At 70.5% G+C, this 20,905-nt stretch carries 23 protein-coding genes and 1 pseudogene; 16 read left to right on the forward strand and 8 right to left on the reverse strand.

The genetic code is table 11. The annotated features are described in order from the left end of the window. Nucleotides 1–19: 19 nt before the first annotated feature. On the reverse strand, nt 20–1,078 hold the full coding sequence (locus tag H300_RS0104765; RefSeq protein ID WP_037979102.1) for a LacI family DNA-binding transcriptional regulator: 1,059 nt from the start codon (nt 1,076–1,078) through the stop codon (nt 20–22). Nucleotides 1,079–1,237: 159 nt separating this feature from the next. On the opposite strand from H300_RS0104765, the gene H300_RS0104770 reads away from it, so the two are divergent. The 11 genes from H300_RS0104770 to H300_RS0104820 all read left to right on the forward strand — a co-directional run bounded on the left by H300_RS0104770 (nt 1,238) and on the right by H300_RS0104820 (nt 13,416). Next, nucleotides 1,238–2,527 (forward strand): ABC transporter substrate-binding protein, encoded by a 1,290-nt coding sequence (locus H300_RS0104770; RefSeq protein ID WP_028426529.1) that lies wholly within the window; start codon nt 1,238–1,240, stop codon nt 2,525–2,527. A gap of 53 nt (nt 2,528–2,580) precedes the next feature. Then, the gene (locus H300_RS24965) at nt 2,581–3,522 is read left to right on the forward strand and encodes a carbohydrate ABC transporter permease (protein ID WP_486583553.1); all 942 of its coding nucleotides are present in this window, start codon (nt 2,581–2,583) and stop codon (nt 3,520–3,522) included. After that, nucleotides 3,512–4,438: a carbohydrate ABC transporter permease gene (locus H300_RS0104780; RefSeq protein ID WP_486583554.1), complete on the forward strand. Its 927-nt coding sequence runs from the start codon at nt 3,512–3,514 to the stop codon at nt 4,436–4,438. Before H300_RS24965 ends, H300_RS0104780 begins: the two co-directional genes overlap by 11 nt. Nucleotides 4,439–4,477: 39 nt before the next feature. After that, the gene (locus H300_RS0104785) at nt 4,478–5,245 is read left to right on the forward strand and encodes an SDR family oxidoreductase (RefSeq protein ID WP_028426532.1); all 768 of its coding nucleotides are present in this window, start codon (nt 4,478–4,480) and stop codon (nt 5,243–5,245) included. Continuing rightward, complete coding sequence (locus H300_RS0104790) at nt 5,233–6,990, forward strand: heparinase II/III domain-containing protein (RefSeq protein WP_028426533.1); 1,758 nt, start codon at nt 5,233–5,235, stop codon at nt 6,988–6,990. The genes H300_RS0104785 and H300_RS0104790 overlap by 13 nt, the downstream gene beginning before the upstream one ends. A gap of 5 nt (nt 6,991–6,995) precedes the next feature. Then, nucleotides 6,996–9,038: a DUF4962 domain-containing protein gene (locus tag H300_RS0104795; RefSeq protein WP_028426534.1), complete on the forward strand. Its 2,043-nt coding sequence runs from the start codon at nt 6,996–6,998 to the stop codon at nt 9,036–9,038. Between the two features lie 11 nt (nt 9,039–9,049). Beyond that, nucleotides 9,050–9,667, forward strand: coding sequence for a hypothetical protein (locus H300_RS0104800; RefSeq protein WP_028426535.1), 618 nt, complete (start codon nt 9,050–9,052; stop codon nt 9,665–9,667). After that, a complete protein-coding gene (locus H300_RS0104805; RefSeq protein WP_028426536.1) occupies nt 9,664–10,740 on the forward strand; it encodes a right-handed parallel beta-helix repeat-containing protein in 1,077 nt (358 codons plus the stop codon). The genes H300_RS0104800 and H300_RS0104805 overlap by 4 nt, the downstream gene beginning before the upstream one ends. A gap of 48 nt (nt 10,741–10,788) precedes the next feature. Then, entirely contained in the window at nt 10,789–11,571 is a 783-nt protein-coding gene (locus H300_RS0104810) for a polysaccharide lyase family 7 protein (RefSeq protein WP_028426537.1), read from the forward strand. A 169-nt stretch (nt 11,572–11,740) separates the two neighbouring features. Continuing rightward, the gene (locus H300_RS0104815) at nt 11,741–12,439 is read left to right on the forward strand and encodes a bifunctional 4-hydroxy-2-oxoglutarate aldolase/2-dehydro-3-deoxy-phosphogluconate aldolase (RefSeq protein ID WP_028426538.1); all 699 of its coding nucleotides are present in this window, start codon (nt 11,741–11,743) and stop codon (nt 12,437–12,439) included. 14 nt (nt 12,440–12,453) lie between these two features. Continuing rightward, the gene (locus H300_RS0104820; protein ID WP_078515715.1) at nt 12,454–13,416 is read left to right on the forward strand and encodes a sugar kinase; all 963 of its coding nucleotides are present in this window, start codon (nt 12,454–12,456) and stop codon (nt 13,414–13,416) included. Between the two features lie 202 nt (nt 13,417–13,618). Here H300_RS0104820 and H300_RS0104825 read toward each other — a convergent pair whose 3' ends face one another. Then, nucleotides 13,619–14,338: a leucine-rich repeat domain-containing protein gene (locus tag H300_RS0104825; RefSeq protein WP_037979189.1), complete on the reverse strand. Its 720-nt coding sequence runs from the start codon at nt 14,336–14,338 to the stop codon at nt 13,619–13,621. A 149-nt stretch (nt 14,339–14,487) separates the two neighbouring features. Here H300_RS0104825 and H300_RS0104830 point away from each other — a divergent pair, with 149 nt between their 5' ends. Continuing rightward, a complete protein-coding gene (locus H300_RS0104830; RefSeq protein ID WP_486583555.1) occupies nt 14,488–14,937 on the forward strand; it encodes a VOC family protein in 450 nt (149 codons plus the stop codon). Between the two features lie 169 nt (nt 14,938–15,106). Here the strand turns inward: H300_RS0104830 and H300_RS0104835 are convergent, their stop codons facing one another. The 3 genes and pseudogenes from H300_RS0104835 to H300_RS32135 all read right to left on the reverse strand — a co-directional run. Next, nucleotides 15,107–15,553 (reverse strand): cold shock domain-containing protein, encoded by a 447-nt coding sequence (locus H300_RS0104835; RefSeq protein ID WP_037979105.1) that lies wholly within the window; start codon nt 15,551–15,553, stop codon nt 15,107–15,109. 124 nt (nt 15,554–15,677) lie between these two features. Next, the gene (locus tag H300_RS32130; protein WP_028426543.1) at nt 15,678–15,860 is read right to left on the reverse strand and encodes a hypothetical protein; all 183 of its coding nucleotides are present in this window, start codon (nt 15,858–15,860) and stop codon (nt 15,678–15,680) included. A 133-nt stretch (nt 15,861–15,993) separates the two neighbouring features. After that, a pseudogene (locus H300_RS32135) lies at nt 15,994–16,047 on the reverse strand (hypothetical protein); the annotation flags it as partial. Between the two features lie 84 nt (nt 16,048–16,131). On the opposite strand from H300_RS32135, the gene H300_RS32140 reads away from it, so the two are divergent. From H300_RS32140 to H300_RS0104855, 3 genes are all read left to right on the forward strand, one after another. Next, nucleotides 16,132–16,686, forward strand: coding sequence for a helix-turn-helix transcriptional regulator (locus tag H300_RS32140; protein WP_486583556.1), 555 nt, complete (start codon nt 16,132–16,134; stop codon nt 16,684–16,686). A 47-nt stretch (nt 16,687–16,733) separates the two neighbouring features. Next, on the forward strand, nt 16,734–17,150 hold the full coding sequence (locus H300_RS0104850) for a DUF6336 family protein (RefSeq protein WP_028426545.1): 417 nt from the start codon (nt 16,734–16,736) through the stop codon (nt 17,148–17,150). Nucleotides 17,151–17,572: 422 nt separating this feature from the next. After that, nucleotides 17,573–17,947, forward strand: coding sequence for a nuclear transport factor 2 family protein (locus H300_RS0104855; RefSeq protein ID WP_051269526.1), 375 nt, complete (start codon nt 17,573–17,575; stop codon nt 17,945–17,947). A 53-nt stretch (nt 17,948–18,000) separates the two neighbouring features. Here H300_RS0104855 and H300_RS0104860 read toward each other — a convergent pair whose 3' ends face one another. Continuing rightward, the gene (locus tag H300_RS0104860; protein ID WP_028426547.1) at nt 18,001–18,900 is read right to left on the reverse strand and encodes a LysR family transcriptional regulator; all 900 of its coding nucleotides are present in this window, start codon (nt 18,898–18,900) and stop codon (nt 18,001–18,003) included. Between the two features lie 103 nt (nt 18,901–19,003). Between H300_RS0104860 and H300_RS0104865 the strand changes: the two genes are divergently transcribed. Continuing rightward, nucleotides 19,004–19,723 (forward strand): GOLPH3/VPS74 family protein, encoded by a 720-nt coding sequence (locus tag H300_RS0104865; protein ID WP_028426548.1) that lies wholly within the window; start codon nt 19,004–19,006, stop codon nt 19,721–19,723. Nucleotides 19,724–19,776: 53 nt separating this feature from the next. Here the strand turns inward: H300_RS0104865 and H300_RS0104870 are convergent, their stop codons facing one another. Together H300_RS0104870 and H300_RS0104875 are read right to left on the reverse strand one after the other, a co-directional pair. After that, complete coding sequence (locus H300_RS0104870; protein WP_028426549.1) at nt 19,777–20,202, reverse strand: hypothetical protein; 426 nt, start codon at nt 20,200–20,202, stop codon at nt 19,777–19,779. Between the two features lie 84 nt (nt 20,203–20,286). Continuing rightward, a complete protein-coding gene (locus H300_RS0104875) occupies nt 20,287–20,835 on the reverse strand; it encodes an isoprenylcysteine carboxyl methyltransferase family protein (protein WP_028426550.1) in 549 nt (182 codons plus the stop codon). Nucleotides 20,836–20,905: the final 70 nt, after the last annotated feature.

The following is a 20,905-nucleotide window of genomic DNA, read 5'->3' on the forward strand; positions in this document are numbered from 1 at the left end:
GGAAGATGCCGGAACCGGCCTACGCGGGGAGCACGGCGGGTGCCGAGGTCGAGTCACGGACCACCAGGGTGGGGCGGTGCAGCACGGACTGTCCGCTCTCACCGCCTGTCCCGTCGATCACCCGGCGCAACCTGGCGAACGCGGTGGCCGCCATCTCCTCCACGGGTTGCCGTACGGTGGTGAGAGCGGGCATGGCCATGCCCGCGAGCATGATGTCGTCGTAGCCGACCACGGAGACGTCGCGGCCCACTGTCAGGCCCACTTCCCTTGCTCCTGCAATGAGGCCAAGCGCACACATGTCGTTGATGGCGACGATCGCGGTCGGTGAATGCGGGCCGGTGAGGAGCTCCCGAGCGGCGGCGCGTCCGAGTTCCGCCGTGTCGCGGTCGTCGAAGTTCCCCGTGCCGGTGCCGGGCCAGACGACGCCGGACGACCCGGGAAGGCCGGCGGCGTCGAGTGCCTGCTGGAATCCGCTGTACCGCTCGGCACGGTTGATGCTCCCGAGTGAGCCGGAGACGAAGGCGAGCCGCTCGTGCCCCAGCTCCAACAGATGCTGCGTGGCCAGGCGCATGCCGAGCACGTTGTCGGTGCCGATGTTCACCACGCGGTGGGGGTCCCCGGGTTGCGCGGTGCGGTCGAAGGCCACCAGGCCGAGTCCCGCTTCCACGGTCGGTTTCACGTGGTCGAGCGAGGGCAGGGACGAGCACAGCACCACTCCGCCGATACCGTCGGCCCAGAGCTCCTCGACATAGCTGCGCTCCCGGTTCGGGTCACGTTCGCTGTTGCACAGGAGCATATAGAAGCCCTCTGCCAGGGCTGCCGCTTCGAGATGGCGGGCGAACGTGCCCCAGAACGGATTGGCCACCGACGGCACGACGAGTCCGAGCATCTGGATGCGTCCGGTGCGCAACTGCTGGGCGGCCCGGTTGGGGCGGTAGCCGAGTCGTCGGATCGCTGCCTCCACGCGTGAGCGTGTCTCCGGCAACATCTTGCCGGTCCGGCCGTTGAGCAGGTTGGACACCGTACTCGGGGAGACCTCGGCCTCCCGCGCCACCTGGTAAATCGTTACCCCAGCCACGAACCTCTCCCTGTGGATCGAAACGAATTGTTTCCACGATGTTGACAGCAGGTACGGCCGTTCCTAGTCTCGTGCATCGAAACACCAGTAAATCGATGTACCGAGTTTACTGCAAGTTCATCACCCGCCTCTGCACGTCCCTGCTGTCGGGAGTCCCTTATGCGCACACGTCCCTCGTCTCTCTCCAGGAGAAGCCTTCTGGGCATCAGCGCTGCGGTCGCCGCGGGTGCCGTACTGCCCGCCTGCGGCGGGCCCGCGCCCCAGGAGGAGGGCGGAGGGGGCGGGTCCCTGCGTCTCCTCACGCCGATCTTCGACCGTGCGGACGGGCAGAAACTGCTCACCTCGCTGCTCGCCGACTTCAAGAAGGACCACCCCGGGGTCGACGTCCAGGTGGACTACACGGAGTACGGAAAGCTCAACGAGAAGCTCGCCACCTCGATCGTGGGCGGGCGGCCCTACGACGTCATGCTCATGGGCGTCGGCTGGATACCGCCCTTCGTCGAGAAGGGCGTGCTCGCCGACCTTGAGGTGAGCCAGTCCGAACTCGACGAGCTGTACAACCCGCGTGTGGTGCAGCCGGGAATCTACGACGGCAAGACCTACGCCCGTCCGATCCTGCTCGACACCCGCATAGGCATCTACCGCAAGGACATCCTCGCGGAGGCGGGGATCGACGCGCCGCCGGAGACCCTGACGGAGCTGAAGGAGATGGCGAAGGAGCTGACCGTCCGCAAGAGCGGGAAGCTGACGCGGGCCGGTGTCGACATCCTCAGCAACGATCTGCGCCAGACCTATCTCCCGATCATGTGGGCGCACGGAGGCGACCTGTTCGCCGACGGCAAGCCCGTATTCGACTCGGACGAGGCCGTGGACGCGCTTCAGTGGATGGTCGACATCATCCGCACCGACAAGATCGAGGACTACGGCTTCACGCAGAAGGGAGCCGTGGTCGCCCCTCTCGTCCAGGGTCGAGCGGCGATGATGGTCGGCCACAACGACATGTGGCGACAGATCTCCGAGAGCGCCCCGGAGCTGATCGAAGAGGACAAGATCGCCGGGTTCATGCTGAACGAGCAGCGCCCGGCGCTCTTCCAGGGGGGCACGCTGGCCACCATGTCGGCGAAGACGGAGTACCCCGAGCAGGCCAGGGCCCTGGTGGACTACCTGTCCGGGGAGAAGGTGTCGCCGCAGGCCGCCGAGCAGCGCGGCAACATCCCGGCGGTCCTCAGCGCGGCGGACTCCGACTACGTGCAGAGCAACAAGCTCGTCTCGTTCGCGGTCGAGAACCTCGACCACGCCTTCTCCGAGGGCGGGGTACCGACCTGGCTGGAGATCCGCGAGGAGTTCAAGCCCGCGCTGGAGAGTGCCCTGCTCGGCAAGTCCAGTGCGGGTGACGCCCTGCGAGGACTGGCGAAGTCGGCCGAGACCATCATCGCCAAGGGGGCGTGACGTCCGTGGTCAGCCGTCCGGCCGTGGACACGGCAACGCGACCCGACGTAGCAGTGCATCGATCTACCGCACGGAACGCCTCTCCACCGCACGGCGAGCGCACGCGGCGCACACGGAAGTTCGGTCACGAGCGGCGCAGGGCCGCCGTTCTCCTCCTGACGCCCTCGGTCATCCACCTCGTCTGGTGGATCGGCGTCCCCGTCATCGCCACCTTCGTGTTGGCGTTCACCGACTACGACATCCTCGCAGGAACCGTCGCCTTCAGCGGTCTGGACAACTTCCAGGAGATCTTCAGCGACTCGACGTGGAACGCGTCCATCTGGCACACCGTCGTCTTCACCTTCTTCACGGTGCCCGTGGCCATGGCGATCGCTGTGTTCCTGGCCCTCCTGCTCAACGTGAAGATGCGTGGTTCGGCCTGGTACCGCACCGCCGTGTTCATGCCGCACGTCACCGCGACCGTGGCGATCGCACTGGTGTGGATGTGGATGTTCGAACCCCGACTCGGCGTCGTGAACACGATGCTCGGTTGGGCGGGTGTGGACGGCCCCGCCTGGCTGGCCGACCCGGACTGGGCGCTGACCGCTGTGATCATCGTGAGCATCTGGAAGGGCATCGGTATCAAGATGCTCATCTATCTGGCCGCCCTGCAGGCCATGCCGGAGGACGTGTACGAGGCGGCCAAGATCGACGGCGCCTCGCAGGTACGGCAGTTCTTCTCCATCACCGCGCCGCTGCTGAAACCGGCGACCTTCTTCGTCCTGGTGGTGTCGATCATCGACTCGTTCCAGGCGTTCGACCAACTGTACGTGCTGACACCGGACGGCGGACCGGGCAACTCGACCACGGTCATGACGTACGAGATCTACCGCACGGCGTTCAAGGAGTTCAACATGGGCGCGGCCTGTGCGCAGAGCGTGGTGCTGTTCGCCTTCCTGCTGGTGCTGATGCTGATCAGCCGGCGCATTACCGGGAAGGACGACGATGCCCGCTGAGAAGTTCCCCGCCGGTGGTACGGCGGTGGCGAGTCCGCGGAGGAGCAACCCCCTGCGTGTCCGGCGGCTGTGGCGGGTGGCACTGCACCTGGTCCTCGTCACCGTCTCCCTCGCCATGGTCATCCCCTTCCTCTGGATGATCGTCACGTCCCTGAAGACCGACCCCGACCTTGCCTCGTACCCTCCCAATCTGCTTCCGGAGATCTGGGACTGGGAGAACTACCCGGAGGCGCTTGAGTACGCGCCCTTCGGTACCTACTTCCGCAACAGCCTGTTCATCTCGATCGGCCACACCGCACTCAACCTGCTCATGGCCTCGATGGCCGGGTACGCCCTGGCCCGTATCCCGTTCCGTGGCAGCACCGTGGTCTTCATGGGAGTGCTGGCCACGATGATGATCCCGACCTACACCAAGATCGTCCCCCAGTACCTGATCGCGAAGAGCGTTCCGTTCTTCGGCGGCAACGACTATCTCGGGCGTGGCGGCTACGGCTGGCTGGACTCCTGGTGGGGACTGATCGTCCCCGGTGCGCTGACCCCCTTCGCGATCTTCCTCTTCCGGCAGTTCTACCTCTCGTTGCCGCGCGAGCTGGAGGAGGCCGCCCGCATCGACGGCATGGGGGAGTTGGGCATCTACGCCCGGGTGATGACGCCCATGGTCAAGCCGGCGATCGCCACCGTGGGTCTGCTCACCTTCGAGAGCAGCTGGAACAACTTCCTGTGGCCACTGATCATCACGACCAACACGGACCTGCGCGTCATCCAGGTGGGCCTGTCGGCCTTCCAGCAGGCCGACCAGAACGCCTGGGCCTACATGATGGCCGGTACGACCCTCGCCACCGTCCCCATGGTCGTGCTGTTCCTGTTCGCGCAGCGCTACTTCGTCCAGGGCTTCACCAATTCCGGTATCAAATAGCCTCGCTGTCCGTTTCGACATATCAATGGAGAACCCTTCATGCCTTTTGATCTCACAGGCCGGCGCGCACTCGTCACCGGTGCCGGACACGGCATCGGCGCGGCGATCGCACTCGGACTGGCCCGGTCCGGCGCCGATGTGATCGTCCACTACGGACGCTCCGCCGAGTCGGCCGAGCGCGTCGTGAACGAGATCACCTCGCTGGGACGAAAGTCCACAGCCATCGCTGCGGACGTCACGGACGGCCCCGCCGTGGAGCGGCTGGTCGACGAGAGCGTCGCCTTTCTCGGCGGCCTCGACATCGTCGTCGCCAACGCCGGACATCTCGTCGGGCGGGTCCCTGTCGGCGACATGACCGAGGACCACTTCCGCAGCGTCATCGACGTCAACCTCGTCTCCGCGTTCCGGACGTGCCGGGCAGCCCTGCCGCACGTGAAGGAAGCAGGCCCCGCAGGAAGGATCATCCTGATGGCCTCGCAGGCCGCCCACGACGGCGGCGGTCCCGGGGCGACCGCCTACGCCGCTGCCAAGGCCGGAGTGGTCGGCTTCGCGAAGGGACTGGCCAAGGAGGTCGGTGGGGCCGGAGTCACGGTCAACTCGCTTGCTCCCGGCTACATCGCCGACACCGCCTTCCACGGCACCTTCACCCCGCCCGAGGCCCAGCGCGGCATCGTCGAGAAGTTGCCCATCGGCCGGGGCGGCACCGTGGAGGATGTCGCCGGCGCGGCTGCCTACCTCGCTTCGGACGAGGCCGGATACCTCACCGGCGCCACCTTCGACATCGGTGGCGGCGCATGGCCGCGTTGACCGTTTCGCGGGAGGCCGGAGGCTGGTGGCACGCCTACGTCTGCCCTGCCCACGGGGTCGAGCTGGACCACGGTGACCTGCTCGACGGCACGTTCCCCGTTGCCGGCGCCGTCTGCCCACACGGCTGCCACCTCGACACCGACGCGATACGGGGCGCCCGCGCGGCCCTGGTGCACCAGGCGGCCGCTCTGCGGCTGCGGCACCTGGCCGCCGGCTCGCCCGACGAACGCCGTGAGGCCGTGACGGCGCTGAGCACCTACGCCGAGCTGTACGCCGAGCTGCCGGGCATGCACCTGGGCGGTGCCGACTGGATGCTGCGCGGTCGGCTGTTCCACCAGGCACTGAGCGAGGCCATCTGGGCGGTCAACATCGGTCATGCGGTGCGCACCCTGGCAGCGCAGGGCGACTCCAGCAGCGAACTGGACGCGCTGGTGCCTTTCCTCACGTCGCTCCAGGAGGCAGCCGGTGCGGCTCGGGCGAAACTCCTCCGCAAGGGGGACGAGCGTTCGAACTACACCGCTTGGCTCGCCGCCGCGGAGATGTCCTGCCACTCGGCGGCAGGGGCGATCTCCGGCACCGAGGTCGACACCACGGGCCTCGTGGAGATGTACGGGCTCCGCGCCCACATGCAGAAGGCGGTGCACCGGGACGGCTGGGAGTGGGAGGGCAGCACCTACTACCACCTGTTCGTGCTGCGTGCCTACCTGCTCGCCCTGCGAGGCGCCCGTCCGGAGCACCTTCCGGAGGACGTGGTGGAGGTCTTGGGCGGGATGGTGTCGGCGCTGGTCGGCATCGCTGCGCCGGACGGCACCCTGCCCGCGCTCCACGACGGCCCCTACCGGCGCGAGGGGCAGGCGGCGGAGATCCGGGAGGTGGGTGCGCTCGCTGCCCAGCTGTTCGCCGGCACGCCTCTGAAGTCGGTGGTCCAGGCCGCCGAACGCGACTCGTCCGCTCCGCTCCCCACGGATCTGGAGGGATGGTTCCAGGGCCTCCCGCTCCCGGCCCCGCCCTCCCGGCAGACCTTCCCCGACACGGGGATCGCGGTCTTCCGGTCCACCGGCGTCCACGCACTGATGGATGCCGGACCGCATGGTGGCGCCCACGGGCACCAGGACAAGCTCTCGCTCTACCTCCACGCCGACGACGGCACCGCCTGGCAACCCGACCCCGGACAGGTCCCGTACGCCCACCGGAATCTGCGGGCGTACTACATGAGCACGGCGGCCCACCCCACCTTCCGTGTCGACGAGACGGAACAACACCTCTGCGACGCGGTTCTCGACGGTGACACCGGCCGATGCGAGCAGGCGTACGACGGCGTGACGGCGACCCGGCGGATCATCGCGGTCCGCCGCTATCTGCTCGACGTCCTCGTCCTCGACGCGGACACCGAGCGCCGGCTCACCTCCCAGTTCCGCCCGGGCACCAGCCTCGACGTCTTCGCGCAGGGCCCTGCGCGGGCCCGTACCGTCTGGGGCGACGAGGATTCCGCCGTACTGACGGGCTGCCATGTGGCGAGTGAGCCAGCCGAGTTCACCGTCGTCGGAAGCCCCGGCACCGCCGACGACCCCGGACGACTCCGGCAGGGTCTCGACTGGTCCGTCACCGGCCGACGCGCCGTGTTCGTCTCCACCTACCAGTCCGCCGAGGCGGTTCCCCGGGTCCGCCGGGTGAGCCTGTCCGAACGGACCGTCCACATCGATCTGGCCGACGGTTCCGTCGCCACCCATCCCATCGGAGCGTGATACGCATGCTGCTTCTCGAGGGACGACTTGACGCGCTGCGCGGCGAGCTGAACGGCACACACGCCGCCCAGTGGCGGAGGCTGTACGAGCAGTGCGACTGGTACCGCCGTCAGACCCCGCCCACCGCACACCCCGAAGCGAGCATCACCTACTTCGGCCCCGCTGCCGCCAACCTGGCTCTCGCCTACCGGCTCACCGGCCAGCGCGGCTACCTGGAGGAGGCGTGGCGCTGGATCGAGGCATGTGCGTCCTTCCCGCACTGGGGCCGCGCCCACATGCCCGACCACGACCTGGACGCCGGCTGGCTGCTGCACGGGCTCTCGCTCGCGTACTCGTGGCTCGGCGAGGATCTTGAGCCGGAACGGCGTGAGATCCTCCGGGCCAAGATCGAGCTCCAGGGCGAGCGGCTGTACTCCTTCGCCCGGGAGACCGAGGGCTCATGGTGGTCGAGTGCCTACTGGCAGAACCACAACTGGATCTGCTGGACCGGCGTCGCCACCGCGGGCTACGCCCTGGAACGCCGCGAGTGGTCCGACGCGGCACGCTCCAATCTGGAGACGGTCCTCGGCATGCTGCCCGAGGACGGCTCCGACTCGGAGGGCGTGGTGTACTGGCGCTACGGAGTGCCGTGGCTCGCCATCCACACCGACCTCGTGGAACACCAGGAGAAGACCGACCTGTGGCAGGACTGCGGGTTCCTGCGCAACACGATGCGCTGGCGTCTGCACCAGAGCGCCCCCGGGTTCGAGGAGAACATCGACCACGGCGACTGCCACGACCGCCGTAGCGGCCACAGCGTCGCTCTGTACTACCGCCTGGCGACCGCCTACCAGGACGGCGTGGCGCAGTGGATGGGCGACCGGGTGGCGGAACGCCACTTCTGGCGTGAGGCGTACGAGTCCGGAGTCCGCCCCGGAGTCATGCCCGAGGCGTTCCTGGAACTGCTCTGGTACGACCCGCGGATGACCCCCGTCGCGCCCGACGAGGAGCCCGTCACCGCGTACTTCCCGGACCTCGGCCAGATCACCGCGCGCACCGGCTGGGACAGCACCGCGACGTGCGTCAGCTTCAAGGCCGCGCCCGGTGGCGGCCACCGGGCCTGGGAGGAGGGCCACCGGCTGAAGGCCGCCGGCGGCTGGGACGCCATGAGCGCGGGCCACCACCACCCCGATGCCGGGGCGTTCGTGCTCCACTCGCACGGCGCCTTCCTCGCAGTGGACGAGGGGTACAGCAACCAGAAGCGCGCCGCGCACCACAACCTGATCCTGGTCGACGGAGAGGGATGGGCGGACGAGGGCCGCTACCACGTCTACAAGGACATACCGCACGAACGCCGGGCGCGCGTGCGGGACGTGCTCGCGCAGGAGGGCTTCGCCCATGCCACGGCGGAGTCCGCCGCGATGTTCCCCGAGAACCTGGGGGTGCGGCGCCTCGACCGCACCTTGGTGATGACGCCGCGCGGACGTGTCGTCGTGCTCGACGAGCTCGAGGCAGGAGCCCCGCGCGAGTGGACGTACCTGCTGCACACGGACTGGCCCACGACGCAGACGGACCCCGACAGCTGGCGCCTGGAGGCCGGACCCGGCAGCGCGCGGCTCACCCGGCTGCTTCCCACCGACGCCACTGCCGAGCGGCAGCGTACCGAGGTGGAGGCGAACCCGACCTCCAGCACCCCCAGCCTCAAGGTCAGCAAGACGATGCACACGCTGCTCCTCACTACGCCCAGGGCCGCCACGGCCACCTTCCTGACGGTGCTCGACAGTGCGAACTCGCTGGGCCCGTTGCCGGCTCCGGCCGTGCTCGTGCCCTCGGACCAGGGACACGCGGTGTCCGTCGGCGAGGGGGCCGAGCGGGAACTCGTCCTCCTGGCGCCCCGGGCGCGGGTGATCGAGACGGATCGTGTGCGCGCCGACGCGGCGGCGGTCGTCCTCTCCGGCTCGCGGGTCGCCGCCGTACAGGCCCGTCGCGTCGAGCTCGACGGTGCTGCCGGGCATCGGTCCGATGAACCGTTCACCGGCGTACTGCCCATCCAGACCGCCGGCGCGTAGGGGAGCACACCATGAAGGGCTGGGAGCGAGGTGCACTGCGCGCCATGGAGTTCGTCGCACAACCGGCGCTGGCCGGCGCGGCGTTCTGCCTGCTGGCACTCGGCGTGGTCACCTGGCTCCCGGCGCTGGCGGCGGCGGCGATCGCGTTGCAGGACTGGCGAGGAGAGGGAGGCAGCCGCCCGTTCACCGGGACGCTGCGGGCTTTCCCCCGCTGCTGGCGCGCACTGTGGAAGGACGGACTCGCTGCCAGTGCACTGATCGCCCTCCTGGCGGCGAATCTCCTGTTCCTCCTTGGCTCGGAGGAGCCGGTCGCCTACCTCCTGCTCCCGGTCCAGCTCGTGCTGTTGGCCGCGCTGGCGGTGTACAGCCTCTCGCTCGCCGCCGGAGCAGCGTTCGCATCCGACGGCGATCTGCGCCGCCGCGCGGCGGCGCTCGCCTTCGGTTCACCGCGGCGAGGTCTCGCCCTCCTGCTCGCTCTGCTGATCGTCCCGCCGGCGATGCTGCCCGTCCCCCTGGGCCCCCTGCTGCTCGGGCCCACCCTCCCTCTGCTTCTGGCGCTGTCCCTGTACGCCCCCACGAAGTACGACCCCACGAAGTACGCCCCCACGAAGACGAGGAGCTCCGTATGAGAACCACCCGGTACATCGTGTCAGCGGCCGCGTTATTAGCGGTCACGGGAGCGCTCGTTCCCGCGGCTTCCGTCGCCGCCCCTCAGGGCGGCCAGCACATCTACGTCTCGCCGCAGGGCAGCGACACCGGCACCGGCTCGCGCCAAGCCCCCCTCACTGACATCCAGCAGGCCCTGGACGCTGCCGGACCCGGATCGACCGTGCACCTGGCACCGGGCCGCTACCTTCAGGACTTCGTCAGCCGGAGCCCCGACGTCACGCTCACCGGCCCCTCGTCGGCGGTGGTGCAGGGAACGGGCGAGGGGCGTGCCATCGGCGAGATCCAGCACGACCGCTTCCGGCTGACGGGGTTCACCATCGACGGTCTGGTCGGCGACGCCACGGAGCCCGCCGGGTACCGCAAGAAACTCCTGTATGTCATGAGCGTGACACCCGGGGACGGTGTGGACGGGCTGCGCATCGAGCGCATGACCTTCCGCAACGCCGGTGAGGAGTGCGTGCGTCTCCGCTATCTGGTCACCGACGCCGAGGTCGCCCACAACCAGATCACCGGATGCGGCGTGTGGGACTTCCGCTTCGGCGACGGCGGCAAGGTCGGGGAGGGCATCTACCTGGGCACCGCACCCGAGCAGCAGGGCATGCACGGTGCGCCGGACGCACGGGCGGACGTCAGCCGTGACAACTGGATCCACCACAACCGGATCGACACCCAGGGCAACGAGTGCGTGGACATCAAGGAGAACTCCACCGCGAACCTGGTCGAGCACAACGACTGCACCGGCCAGCGCGACCCCCTCTCCGCGGGGCTGGACGCCCGCGGCAGCGGTAACACGTTCCGGGCCAACCGCTCGTACGACAACCTGGGAGCCGGAGTCCGCGTCGGTGGCGACACCCCGACGGACGGGACCGGCAACAACATCGAGGGCAACACCCTCCTCTCCAACGCTGCGGGGGGCATCAAGTTCGAAGCCACCCCGCAGGGCCGGGTGTGTGGCAACACACTGTCCGGCAACACCGGTGGTGACGCGACAGGCACGTTCAAGGACGAGTTCGAGCCGTCGCGTCCCTGCTGACCGCAGGAGAAGGCAAGCGACACAATCAACCACAAGGAAGTGGAAACCATGAGCCGCACTCGCAAGCGCACCCTCGTCGCCACAGGCGTGGCCGCACTCTCAGCAGTGGCCGCCCTGACCATCCCGGTCGTCGCCACAGCGGGCACCGCTGCTGCCGCCGCCCCGTGCGACTACCCCGCCCAGCAGCTCGACCTGACGAGCTGGAAGCAGACTCTGCCGACCGGATCGAGCGGTTCGCCGGCCGAGATCAAGCAGCCCGCCCTCGCCACCTTCTCGTCGAGCCCCTGGTTCACCGTGAACTCGAAGTGCACCGGTGTCCAGTTCCGGTCGGCGGTCAACGGCGTCACGACACCCAACTCCAGCTACGCGCGGTCCGAGCTGCGGGAGATGAACGACGACGGCAGCGACGAGGCCGCGTGGTCGGCCTCCTCCGGGACCCACACCATGGTCTTCCGGGAGGCGTTCAACAAGCTCCCCAACGACAAGCCGCACGTGGTCGGTGCCCAGATCCACGACGGTGACGACGACGTCACGGTCTTCCGCCTGGAGGGAAGCAGCCTCTACATCACGAAGGGCAACGACACCCACCACAAGCTGGTGACCAGCAACTACAAACTCAACACGGTCTTCGAGGGGAAGTTCGTCGTCAGCGGTGGCCAGATCAAGGCCTACTACAACGGCGCACTCCAGACGACCATCTCGCACTCGGCGTCCGGGAACTACTTCAAGGCAGGGGCGTACACCCAGGCCAACTGCGGGAACTCCTCCCCGTGCAGCAGCTCCAACTACGGGCAGGTGAGCATGTACAAGCTCCAGGTCACGCACTCCTGAAAGGCAGAGCGGTGCCGGGCTTCGGCCTAGGAAGCCCGGCACCTCGCAGCACGGTACCGCCCGCATTGGGGCTCTGCCCCGTCAGCCCCGCCCCCTCCGCCGCTGCGGAGGGGGCGGGGCTCCGGCCTCCGCCACCAGGCACTCACCACAGACAGGACCTGAAGCAGGAATGAGCCGTGCCAACAACTCCTCGGACGCGCCACCCGATCCTTCGGACGTGCCAGTGCTCTGCCCAGTCACCGAGGACATCACAGCCCGTGGGCTCGTCGCGATCCTGCGCGCCCCCACCGCCGCGCACTTCCCCGCGATCGCCGACACGCTGCTGAACGCCGGCATCCACGCCATCGAGATCACCCTCACCACTCGCGGCGCCCTGCGGTGCATCCAGGATCTCACGGCCGCCTACGGTTCGGAGGCGATCATCGGCGCCGGGACGGTTCTGACCGCCGACCAGGCGGAGACCTGCATAGACGCCGGCGCCCGCTTCCTCGTCTCGCCCGTCGCGGCGCCCGAGGTCGTCCGCACGGCCCGTGCAGCAGGCGCGGCCGCCTATCCCGGCGCACTCACCCCCACCGAGATCCACGCCGCCGGCCGCACCGGCGCACCCGCCGTGAAGCTCTTCCCCGCCTCGGCCGTCTCCCCCCGGTACGTATCGGACCTGCGCGGCCCGCTTCCCGGCGTTCCCCTCATTCCCACCGGCGGCATCTCCCTGACCGACATCCCGGCGTGGATCGCGGCCGGGGTGGCCGCCGTCGGCCTCGGCACGCCTCTGATCGGCGCGGCAGTGACGGAGGGCGTCGACGACCACCTCACGGTCCGCTGCCGCCAGGCGCTTGCGGCCGTCTCCGAAGGCAGGGCCGCGCGGTGACAGACTCCCGTGCCGTGTCCGCACCGCCCGCCGCGGGCGGACTGCTCACTTTCGGCGAGACGATGGGCCTGGTCACGGCGACCACGGTCGGCACCCTGGAATACGCACGTGGTTTCACCTTCGGCGTCGGCGGTGCCGAGAGCAACGTGGCCATCGGCGCCGCGCGCCTGGGGGCCCCGGTCACCTGGATCGGCCGGGTGGGAAACGACGCCGCCGGTGACCTCGTTGGACGCCGGCTGAGAGCTGAGGGCATCCGGACCGTGGCGATCCGGGACACCGCGTTCACCGGTCTCATGGTGCGCCACCACCGCACTGCGAACGTCGTCCACGTCGACTACCACCGCGCCGGATCGGCCGGCTCCCGCCTGGCCTCCCGCGACATCCCCGTCGACAGCGTCCGAGGTGCTGAGATCCTGCATCTCACCGGTATCACCCCGGCCCTCAGCGCCTCGGCCCGCGAGGCTGTCCGGGACGCGGTCGCCGCCGCGAAGGAGAACGGCGTACTCGTCAGCGTTGACGTGAACCACCGCAGCAAGCTCTGGGACCGGGCCACCGCACGGCGTGAGCTGCAATGGCTCGTCGCAGAGGCGGACATCGTCTTCGCCGGGACAGGGGAAGCCCAACTGGTCCTCGATTCGGAGGCGGACACCCCCGAGTCCCTGGCCGCCGGCCTCGCGGCGTCGGGACCGCGTGAGTCCATCGTGAAGACCGGCGCACGTGGATGCACCGCGCACATCGATGGCGCGCTCCACGAGGAACCGGCGCTGTCCGTCCTTGTCGTCGACACCGTCGGGGCCGGGGACGCGTTCGTGGCCGGATACCTGGCAGAACGCCTGCGGGGGGCCGACCCCGCCCAACGGCTCCAGACGGCCTGCGCGATGGGCGCCTACGCCGTGACCGTCCCCGGCGACTGCGAGCTGCTTCCGACCCGCGACGAACTGGAGACCTTCGTGACGGTTGGAGACGTCCTCCGGTGACAGGGCCGTGAAACCGCACGCCCGCGGCTGCCTCCGGCGCGGTCGCTCCATGAGCCGGGCCGCGGTGACCCCGCACCGCATCGCGCCCGCCGACGGGCAGGCGGTCCACTCGTGGTCCGGCCTGCCCGACGCCTGCCCATGACGTGGCAGGCTCCCGCCCCGGGGTGCCGGCCCCGCTCCGGGGGACCGCGCGTCGCCCCGCTCATGCCAGGACGACGCACCCCTGTTCCTCAAGCGCGGCCAACACCGGCAGGGAGGGGTCGATGCCGTTCCACCGCAGATCCAGCTTCTCCAGCGAGGGAAGCCGGGTGAGCCAGTCCGGCAGGTGGCGGAGGCGGTTGCTCCGCAGGTCGATCTGCCGCAGCCGCGGCAGGCCGGCCAGTGGGGGCGGCAGTGCGGCCAGCGCGTTCTCGCGCAGGTCCAGGTGACGGAGTTCGTGCAGTTCGGCGGTCGACGGCGGCAAGTGCTCGATCCGGTTCCCCCGGAGCCAGAGCTCGCGCAGGTCGCGGAGTCCGCCGAGGGAGTCAGGCAGCCTGGTGAGCCGGTTGTGCTGGGCCCTCAGCTCGACGAGACCGGTCATCCCCCCGAGGGTCTCGGGGAGTGTCGTGAGGGAGTTCTCGCCGACGTTGAGGTACCGCAGCCTGCTCAGCTCTCCCACAGCGTCCGGGATCTGCGCAAGCCGGTTGTCGTGCAGGTAGAGGAAGTCGCTGAGCCGCGTCAGACCGCCCAGTTCGTCGGGAACCGATGTGAGGGCGTTGTGGCCCAGATCCAGGGTCCTCAGCCGGTGCAGTCGTCCGATCCCCGGTGGGAGGTCCGTGAGCCCGTTGTCGGCGAGGATCAGCACGCGGAGTTCGGTCCGCTGCCAGACCGAGGGGGGCACCTCTCCGAGTTCCCGGCGCCACAGGTTCAGTGTGTGCTCCACAGCCTTCTCGCTTTCGTCGGCGGTCCCCGCACCCGGGGCTCCGGGGCAGGAGACCGGTTCGGGACCGGTGTCGCGGCCGGGCGCGCGCCCGCCCGGCCGCGTCGGTAGCATTACGGCCGGACGGCGCTCTCCTACCGGCACATGGAGTGATGATGGACCAGCAGGTGAACCTGGTGACACTGGGTGTCGGGGACGTGGGCGCCAGCCGCCGGTTCTACAGCGACGGCCTGGGGTGGACGCCGCTGCTCGCCCTGGACGGGATCGTCTTCTACCAGATCGGCAGGGGGCTGGCCCTGGCGCTGTTCCCCCTGACCGAACTCGGCGCCGACACCGGACAACCGGCGGCGGCCGGTACGCCGTTCACCCTCGCGCAGAACCTCGGCTCACCCGCCGAAGTGGACGAGGCCGTGCGGCGCGCCCGTGCGGCGGGTGCGACCGTGCTCAAGGAGCCGCAGCGCGCGGCGTTCGGCGGCTGGCACGGCTACTTCGCCGACCCCGACGGCCATCGCTGGGAGGTCTGTCACAATCCCGGCTGGTCGGTCGCGGACGACGGCACCGTGACGCTCTCCGCTGTCGCGGCACCCGACGCGCCGGACTGACGCGCCTCTGCGCTCCCGACGGCCGGGTTGTTCCGGGTGGCGGGGCCGGTGCGGGACGCGTGGCGGAGCGGGCGAGCCGGGGGCGTGCACGCAGAGGCGGTCCGGACCCACCGAGGTGGGTCCGGACCGTCCCACACCGTCGCACGGCGGAAGTTCGCCGCCGCGACGCTCAGCCGCGCGCCTGGTCGTCGATCCACCCGTGCGCCTGCGCGATGTGCAGCAGCCGCCGGCGGATGTCGACGACCTGCTCGGCCGTGAGCGACGCACAGCCCAGAAGGGACTCGGTGACCTCGACCGTGTACTCCTTGCCGGACAGGATGTCGCAGAGCTCGTCCTCCGACTGGGCCGGGAGCCCGTCCGCGGGGGCGTGGACCGGAGTGGACGGGACCGGGGCGGAGGCGGAGTGACGCGACTCCAGCAGCCTGATCTCACTCGCCTTGGGGCCCCTCTCCCCGTCTTCCAGGACGTACTCGACCTTGGCCCCTGAAACAGCCTCACTCTTGTCGAACAGCATGTCGTTGACATGGATGAACACATCTCCCGCACCGCTGTCCGGGGCGACGAAGCCATATCCCTTGACCGTGTCGAACCGCACCACAGTTCCTACCGCAACCACACCGATTTCCTCTCCGCACGTCACTCGCGACAATCGCGACGGCCGCCACCGAAACTCGCTGGGCCGATCGACGTCTCGGCTCCGACGGTACCCGCCCCCCAATTGCGGGGCAATGAACCGCGGACTACCAGGTGAAGCGGACCTCGTCCGGCAGCCCTTCGGACAGCGGGCGGCTGACACCGCTGACCGGCTGCTGCGTCGGACGCAGGCCGGGCATGCGGGTGAGCAGGCCCTCGTAGAGGGTGGCCGGCGTCCTCCGGGCGGGCGGGGCCCTCGCACGCATCCGGGCGCCGTGACTGAAGGTCATGTGGCGGTTGAGCGAGCGGGTGACGTCGAGCGTGGTGGGGCCTCGAACGCCGTCCGTCGTAGTTCGCCAGGGGCATGTCGAGCAGGACGAGATCGCCCTCCCGGATCGTCACGTCGCCGATCTCGATGTCCTCCCGGGCGTAGCGCGGGAGGCTGAGGTTTCCCGACAGCCGCAGCAGTTCCTCCACAGCGGCGGGAATGAGCGGGACCTCTCGGATCTGGGCGCGACCGACGACATCCGGCTCGTCGTCGCCGACCGCATGCTGCGCGGCATGGTCGAAGCGGTGACCGGCGACCCGTCGGCCGCGCTGAAGTGGTTCGCGGACTGCGGCCCGGAACTGGACCGGCGCGGTTGGACCGGCCCCGCCGCCGCGCCCTGGCGCCTATGGGCGGCGGGCCTGCACAAGCGGCTCGGCAACCTCGAAACCGCCGGTGCGCTGATCGACGAGGAGCACCGGGCTGCGACCGCCTGGGGCGGCCCGACCGCCTGCGGCCGGGCGCTGAGAGTGCTGGGCACCCACACACCCGGCACCTCGGTGCTCGAACTGCTCCGGGAGGCCGTCGACGTGCTCCGGGACTCGACCGACCGGCTGGCCCGGGCGACCGTCGCACTCGCCCGGCGTCTGCGGGCCGCGCGCGACCGGCTGACCCGCTCCGAGGACGCCGTGGTGAGCCTCGTGCTCCAGGGATGGACCAAGGCGCAGATCGCCGAGATACCCGACGTGACCTCGCGGGCCGTGGAGAAGAACCTGACCGGGGCCTACCGCAAGCTCCGCGTCTCCGGCCGGGCCGCGCTCATGGAGGAGCCGGGCGCCGTGGCGCGGTAGTGACAGCGGCTTCGCTGCTACCGTTCCGCAGGGACATGGGGGTGGTCATGAGCGGACCGCGCACCGGCCGGGACGGCATACGCGAACCGCGGCTGCGGCTGGGCGGCGTCATCGCGCGCGGAGCCGCGTACGGGACGGGGGCAGCAGTCTGCGTGGGCGCCGCCGCGTTCACCCTCCAGGAGCACGAGGACCGTGTCGACCTCCTGGAAGCGACCACCTTCCTGGGTCTCCTGGCCGGAACGGTCCTGCTCGTGACCGGATTGTTCTTCTGGGCCTGCAGCCTCGGAGACATCCTGCGCTGGCGCGACTTCTTCGCGACGAGCGCTCCCCACGACGTGGTGTCGATCGCCGCCCCCTTGCTGGTCCGCGCCGGTACCTTCCTGCTGGTGCCCGCTTCGGTCGCCTTCGGTCTGGGCGAACTCGTCGCCTCGGCCGCCCCCGGGTCCTGGTTGCGGGGCGCCTGACGGGCCACTGGCAGGCCGCCGACCGAGGTGGCGCGTGGTACGGCCACCTCGGCCACCGGGGCCTCGCCCACGTCAGGCGCCCCACGGCCGGGTGCCGGTGGGACACTTCCGTCACCCCCGCGGCAACCTCGACCACGCCGGGTTCCGGCTGATCACCTGCGGGACGACTACGCGGACGAGGAGGGTTACCACTCCGACAACATCGTCGCGTACGCCTCCCTCGCCGGGGACTGCCCTTCCCGGCGTCCGGCAACGCGCGCCGGACGCCGGCGCCCCGAGGAGGTACGGCCGGGGCACCGGGCCGCCCCCATAGCCCGCGCTTCTGCCGCTCATCACCGCTGGTTGTTGGCCACGGCGGACGGTGACGGGGATGCTGGGACGGCACACCGTTCGCACACCCACGGCAGAAAAGGACCATGATCATGAGTGCGCCACAGGAGTCCGCGCGTGAGCCCGAGGACCTGACCCGCCTTTTCGTCGAGCGCTCCAACGCGGGGGACGCGGACGGGGTGGCCGCGCTCTACGAGAAGGACGCCGTGATGGCGTACCCCCCGGGCAGCACCACGGTGGGACGGGAGGCCATCCGCGCCCTGTGGGCCGAAGTGCTCTCGCACCGCCCGCGGTTCACCGCTGAGACCCCGCTCCCCACTCTCGTCTGCGGGGACATCGCGCTGACGGCCACTCCCCCGAAGGACGGGGCCGGTGCCCGCGCCCAGGTGGTCAGGCGGCAGCCGGACGGCTCCTGGCTCCGGGTCATCGACCAGCCCGAGTTCACGTCGACCGAGTCCCTCGTCTGAGACACCCCGGCGGGCGTCGGCCGCCGACCGGCGTCCTCGGCCGACCGGCGTCCTCAGCCGGACGACGCGCTCACCGGCGGCAGGGCGGCGCGGGCGCGGGCGAGAAAGCGCCGGGCCGCCGGGCCGGGCGGGCCTTCCCGGCGCCAGGCGAGCGCCATCCGGCCGCGCAGCAGCGGGGAGGTCACGGCCACCGCACGGAGTTGCGGGTGCTCGGCAACGAGGGAGCCCGGCAGAACGGCCGGTCCAAGACTCCGGGCGGCCAGCCGCGCGAGCACGTGCGGGTCGCTCGCCTCGAAGGCCACCCGGGGCTCCCAGCCCTCCGCGCGGAATGCGTTCTCAAGGCACGTCCGCATACCGGTCCCGCGGGGCAGGCAGATGAGCGACCGGTGGCGCAGGGCGTCGAGGGGAACGCTCCGGTGCCCCGCCAGAGGGTCGTCCTCGCCGACGGCGGCGACGAGCGGCTCGTCGGCCAGGACGTGCAGGACCACCCCGGGCGGGTCCTCCCCCGCCAGCGCCACCACGGCGGCGTCCAGCCGCCCGGTGCGCAACTCCTCCAGCAGCACGTCGGAGTTGGCCTCGGAGAGGGTGACGGACACATGGGGGTGCTCCGCGTGGAACGCCGCGAGCAGCGGGGGCAGGTCGAGCAGCGAACAGGAGCGCACCATGCCCACCGAGACGCGTCCGCGGATCAGCCCGGTGAACTCGTCGACCGTGGCACGCACCGACGTGACGCCGTCCAGGGCCGCGCGGGCGGCGGCGAGCACCGCGGTTCCCACCTCCGTGAGCCGTACCGCGGGACCGGTGCGGTCGAGGAGTTCCTGGCCCAACTCCTTCTCCAGCCGCCGCACCTGGGAACTGACCCCCGGCTGCGTCACGTACAGCCGGGCGGCGGCCCGAGTGAAACTGGCCTCTTCCGCGACAGCGACGAAGTACTCGAGTTGGCGCAGTTCCATGCGGCTGATCCTAGAGGTCCGCCGCGCCCCGCAACCGGCCCTCCGCGGCCGGAGAGGGGCCACGACGGGGTTTGCCGAGCGGGCATCCGGACAGGCGAGGCAGATGGACACGACGCTGGGCGAAGAACTGCTGCTGCTGTCGCTGGACGAGGAGTCCGGCTCCGAGAAGGAGGCGGAACGGACCGGCTGGGCGGTCGCCGCCGCCCTGCTGGTGGAGCTGGCACTGGCCGACCGGATCGCGGTGGACGGCGAGAAGGTGTCCGTCCGCTCGCCGGCACCGGTGGGGAATCCGGGGCTCGACCCCGCTCTCGCCCGGATCGTCGAGCACAGGGAGCCCCGCCCGGTCAAGGACTGGATGCACGCGCTCAAGAAGGACGCCGTCGGCGAAGCGCGCGCCGGCCTGCTGGAGAAGGGCCTGGTCCGGGAGGAGACCCGGAAGGTGCTCGGCCTGTTCCCGGTGCGCCGCTACCCGGAGGCGGACGGCTCGGCCGAGGCCGCCGTCCGTCGGCGGCTCGACGCAGCCGTCCTGCACACCCCGCCGGCGGACGAGCCCGCCGCGGAAGGCGGCGCGGACGGGCGGACGGCGGACGAGGACACGGTGGACGAGCGGACGGCGGCCCTGGTGGCGCTGCTGCACGGGGCGCAACTGCACCGGATGGTCTTCCCGGACTCCGAACCGGCGGCGGTCGAGGCGCGGATGACGGCGCTCGCCCGTGACCGGTGGTCCGCCCTCGCCGTGCGGCAGGCGGTCACCGCCGCGCAGGCCGCGCTGAACACCGTCGCCAACTCGGCGACCCTGGGAGCCGTCATCGCCGTCACGTGAGCGGACCGGCGAACCGTCCCTCTCCGTGCGGTGGACGCCCCGGGCGGCCGCGGTCAGCTTCCCGAGGAGGAAGTCCGCGCGAAGGCGTCCCTGGCCCGGTCGACGAGCGAGGCGAACGGGTCGACGGCCCGCTGCGCCGCCGGGGAACCGGCCGCGGTGGGGACGGGCGGGGCGGTGTCCTCGGCTGTCAAGAGCTGTTTGCCCATGCTCTCCCGCTTCTCGGCTGAGCACTCCCGGCGCACGGCCGGGAACTCCTCGTCCTCCTCGTGGTCGGAGACGGACTGCTCGAACTCGGCGGGCAGCGCGTCGAACTCCGCGCTGCCCACGTCCAGCTTCTCCAGTTCCGCCAGAACCTTGCGGGAGGACCTGACCGCGGCGAACAGGCCCCGGATGCGGGCGTGCTGCGTCAGCAGGGTCGCCAGGACGTCGTCCTGGCGGAGCTTCGCCGCTTCTGCGCGTTCGGCCTGCGCGGTGCTCACGGTACTGCCTCGCTTCCGCTCGGTTCCGGATTCCGCCGCCCGGGTCACCGCCGCGGCGCTCGGGTAAACCGCGGTCGCCGGGCTCTACACGTCGGTGCGCTCCTCCGCGGCGGCGGTGGCCGGGTCGTAGGGCGCGGACAGCGCCTGTTCCTCGCAGCGGATGCGGATCAGCAGCAGCGCGGCGTTGCACGCCGTGAACAGGAGGGCGGTCAGCCACGCGGCGTGCACGAGCGGCAGGGCGATGCCCTCCGCGACGACTGCCACGTAGTTGGGGTGGCGGAGCCGCCGGTAGGGGCCGGTCGTGATGCGGGGCAGTCCGGGCACGACGATCACCCGGGTGTTCCACTGCGGGCCCAGCGTGCCGATGCACCACCAGCGCAGCGCCTGGGCGGCCAGGACGACGGCCAGCATGGGCCAGCCCAGCCACGGCAGGAACGGCCGGTCGGCCGTCCACACCTCCACCAGGCAGCCCGCCAGGAGCGCCACGTGCAGGACCGCGATCGCCGGGTAGTGCCGCCGTCCGGCCTCCACTCCCCCGCGTGCCAGGCTCCAGCGTGCGTTGCGGCGGGCCAGCGCCAGCTCGGCCAGTCGCTCGATCGCCACCGCTGCGACCAGCAGGGTGTACCACTGCATCGTTCCCTCTCCTCTCGGGCGGGCTCTCCTACAGACGGCGTGCACGGGCTCTTCGCAGGCCGGGCTCGTC

This window comes from Streptomyces sp. TAA040 (assembly GCF_000424845.1).

What these genes read in the sequence shown, in the direction of transcription:
- H300_RS0104770 (WP_028426529.1), top strand. Translation starts at nt 1,238, where the DNA reads ATGCGCACACGTCCCTCGTCTCTCTCCAGGAGAAGCCTTCTGGGCATC.
- H300_RS0104780 (WP_486583554.1), top strand. Translation starts at nt 3,512, where the DNA reads ATGCCCGCTGAGAAGTTCCCCGCCGGTGGTACGGCGGTGGCGAGTCCG.
- H300_RS0104785 (WP_028426532.1), top strand. Translation starts at nt 4,478, where the DNA reads ATGCCTTTTGATCTCACAGGCCGGCGCGCACTCGTCACCGGTGCCGGA.
- H300_RS0104790 (WP_028426533.1), top strand. Translation starts at nt 5,233, where the DNA reads ATGGCCGCGTTGACCGTTTCGCGGGAGGCCGGAGGCTGGTGGCACGCC.
- H300_RS0104795 (WP_028426534.1), top strand. Translation starts at nt 6,996, where the DNA reads ATGCTGCTTCTCGAGGGACGACTTGACGCGCTGCGCGGCGAGCTGAAC.
- H300_RS0104800 (WP_028426535.1), top strand. Translation starts at nt 9,050, where the DNA reads ATGAAGGGCTGGGAGCGAGGTGCACTGCGCGCCATGGAGTTCGTCGCA.
- H300_RS0104805 (WP_028426536.1), top strand. Translation starts at nt 9,664, where the DNA reads ATGAGAACCACCCGGTACATCGTGTCAGCGGCCGCGTTATTAGCGGTC.
- H300_RS0104810 (WP_028426537.1), top strand. Translation starts at nt 10,789, where the DNA reads ATGAGCCGCACTCGCAAGCGCACCCTCGTCGCCACAGGCGTGGCCGCA.
- H300_RS0104815 (WP_028426538.1), top strand. Translation starts at nt 11,741, where the DNA reads ATGAGCCGTGCCAACAACTCCTCGGACGCGCCACCCGATCCTTCGGAC.
- H300_RS0104830 (WP_486583555.1), top strand. Translation starts at nt 14,488, where the DNA reads ATGATGGACCAGCAGGTGAACCTGGTGACACTGGGTGTCGGGGACGTG.
- H300_RS32130 (WP_028426543.1), bottom strand. Translation starts at nt 15,860, where the DNA reads ATGACCTTCAGTCACGGCGCCCGGATGCGTGCGAGGGCCCCGCCCGCC.
- H300_RS32140 (WP_486583556.1), top strand. Translation starts at nt 16,132, where the DNA reads ATGGTCGAAGCGGTGACCGGCGACCCGTCGGCCGCGCTGAAGTGGTTC.
- H300_RS0104850 (WP_028426545.1), top strand. Translation starts at nt 16,734, where the DNA reads ATGAGCGGACCGCGCACCGGCCGGGACGGCATACGCGAACCGCGGCTG.
- H300_RS0104855 (WP_051269526.1), top strand. Translation starts at nt 17,573, where the DNA reads ATGAGTGCGCCACAGGAGTCCGCGCGTGAGCCCGAGGACCTGACCCGC.
- H300_RS0104860 (WP_028426547.1), bottom strand. Translation starts at nt 18,900, where the DNA reads ATGGAACTGCGCCAACTCGAGTACTTCGTCGCTGTCGCGGAAGAGGCC.
- H300_RS0104865 (WP_028426548.1), top strand. Translation starts at nt 19,004, where the DNA reads ATGGACACGACGCTGGGCGAAGAACTGCTGCTGCTGTCGCTGGACGAG.
- H300_RS0104875 (WP_028426550.1), bottom strand. Translation starts at nt 20,835, where the DNA reads ATGCAGTGGTACACCCTGCTGGTCGCAGCGGTGGCGATCGAGCGACTG.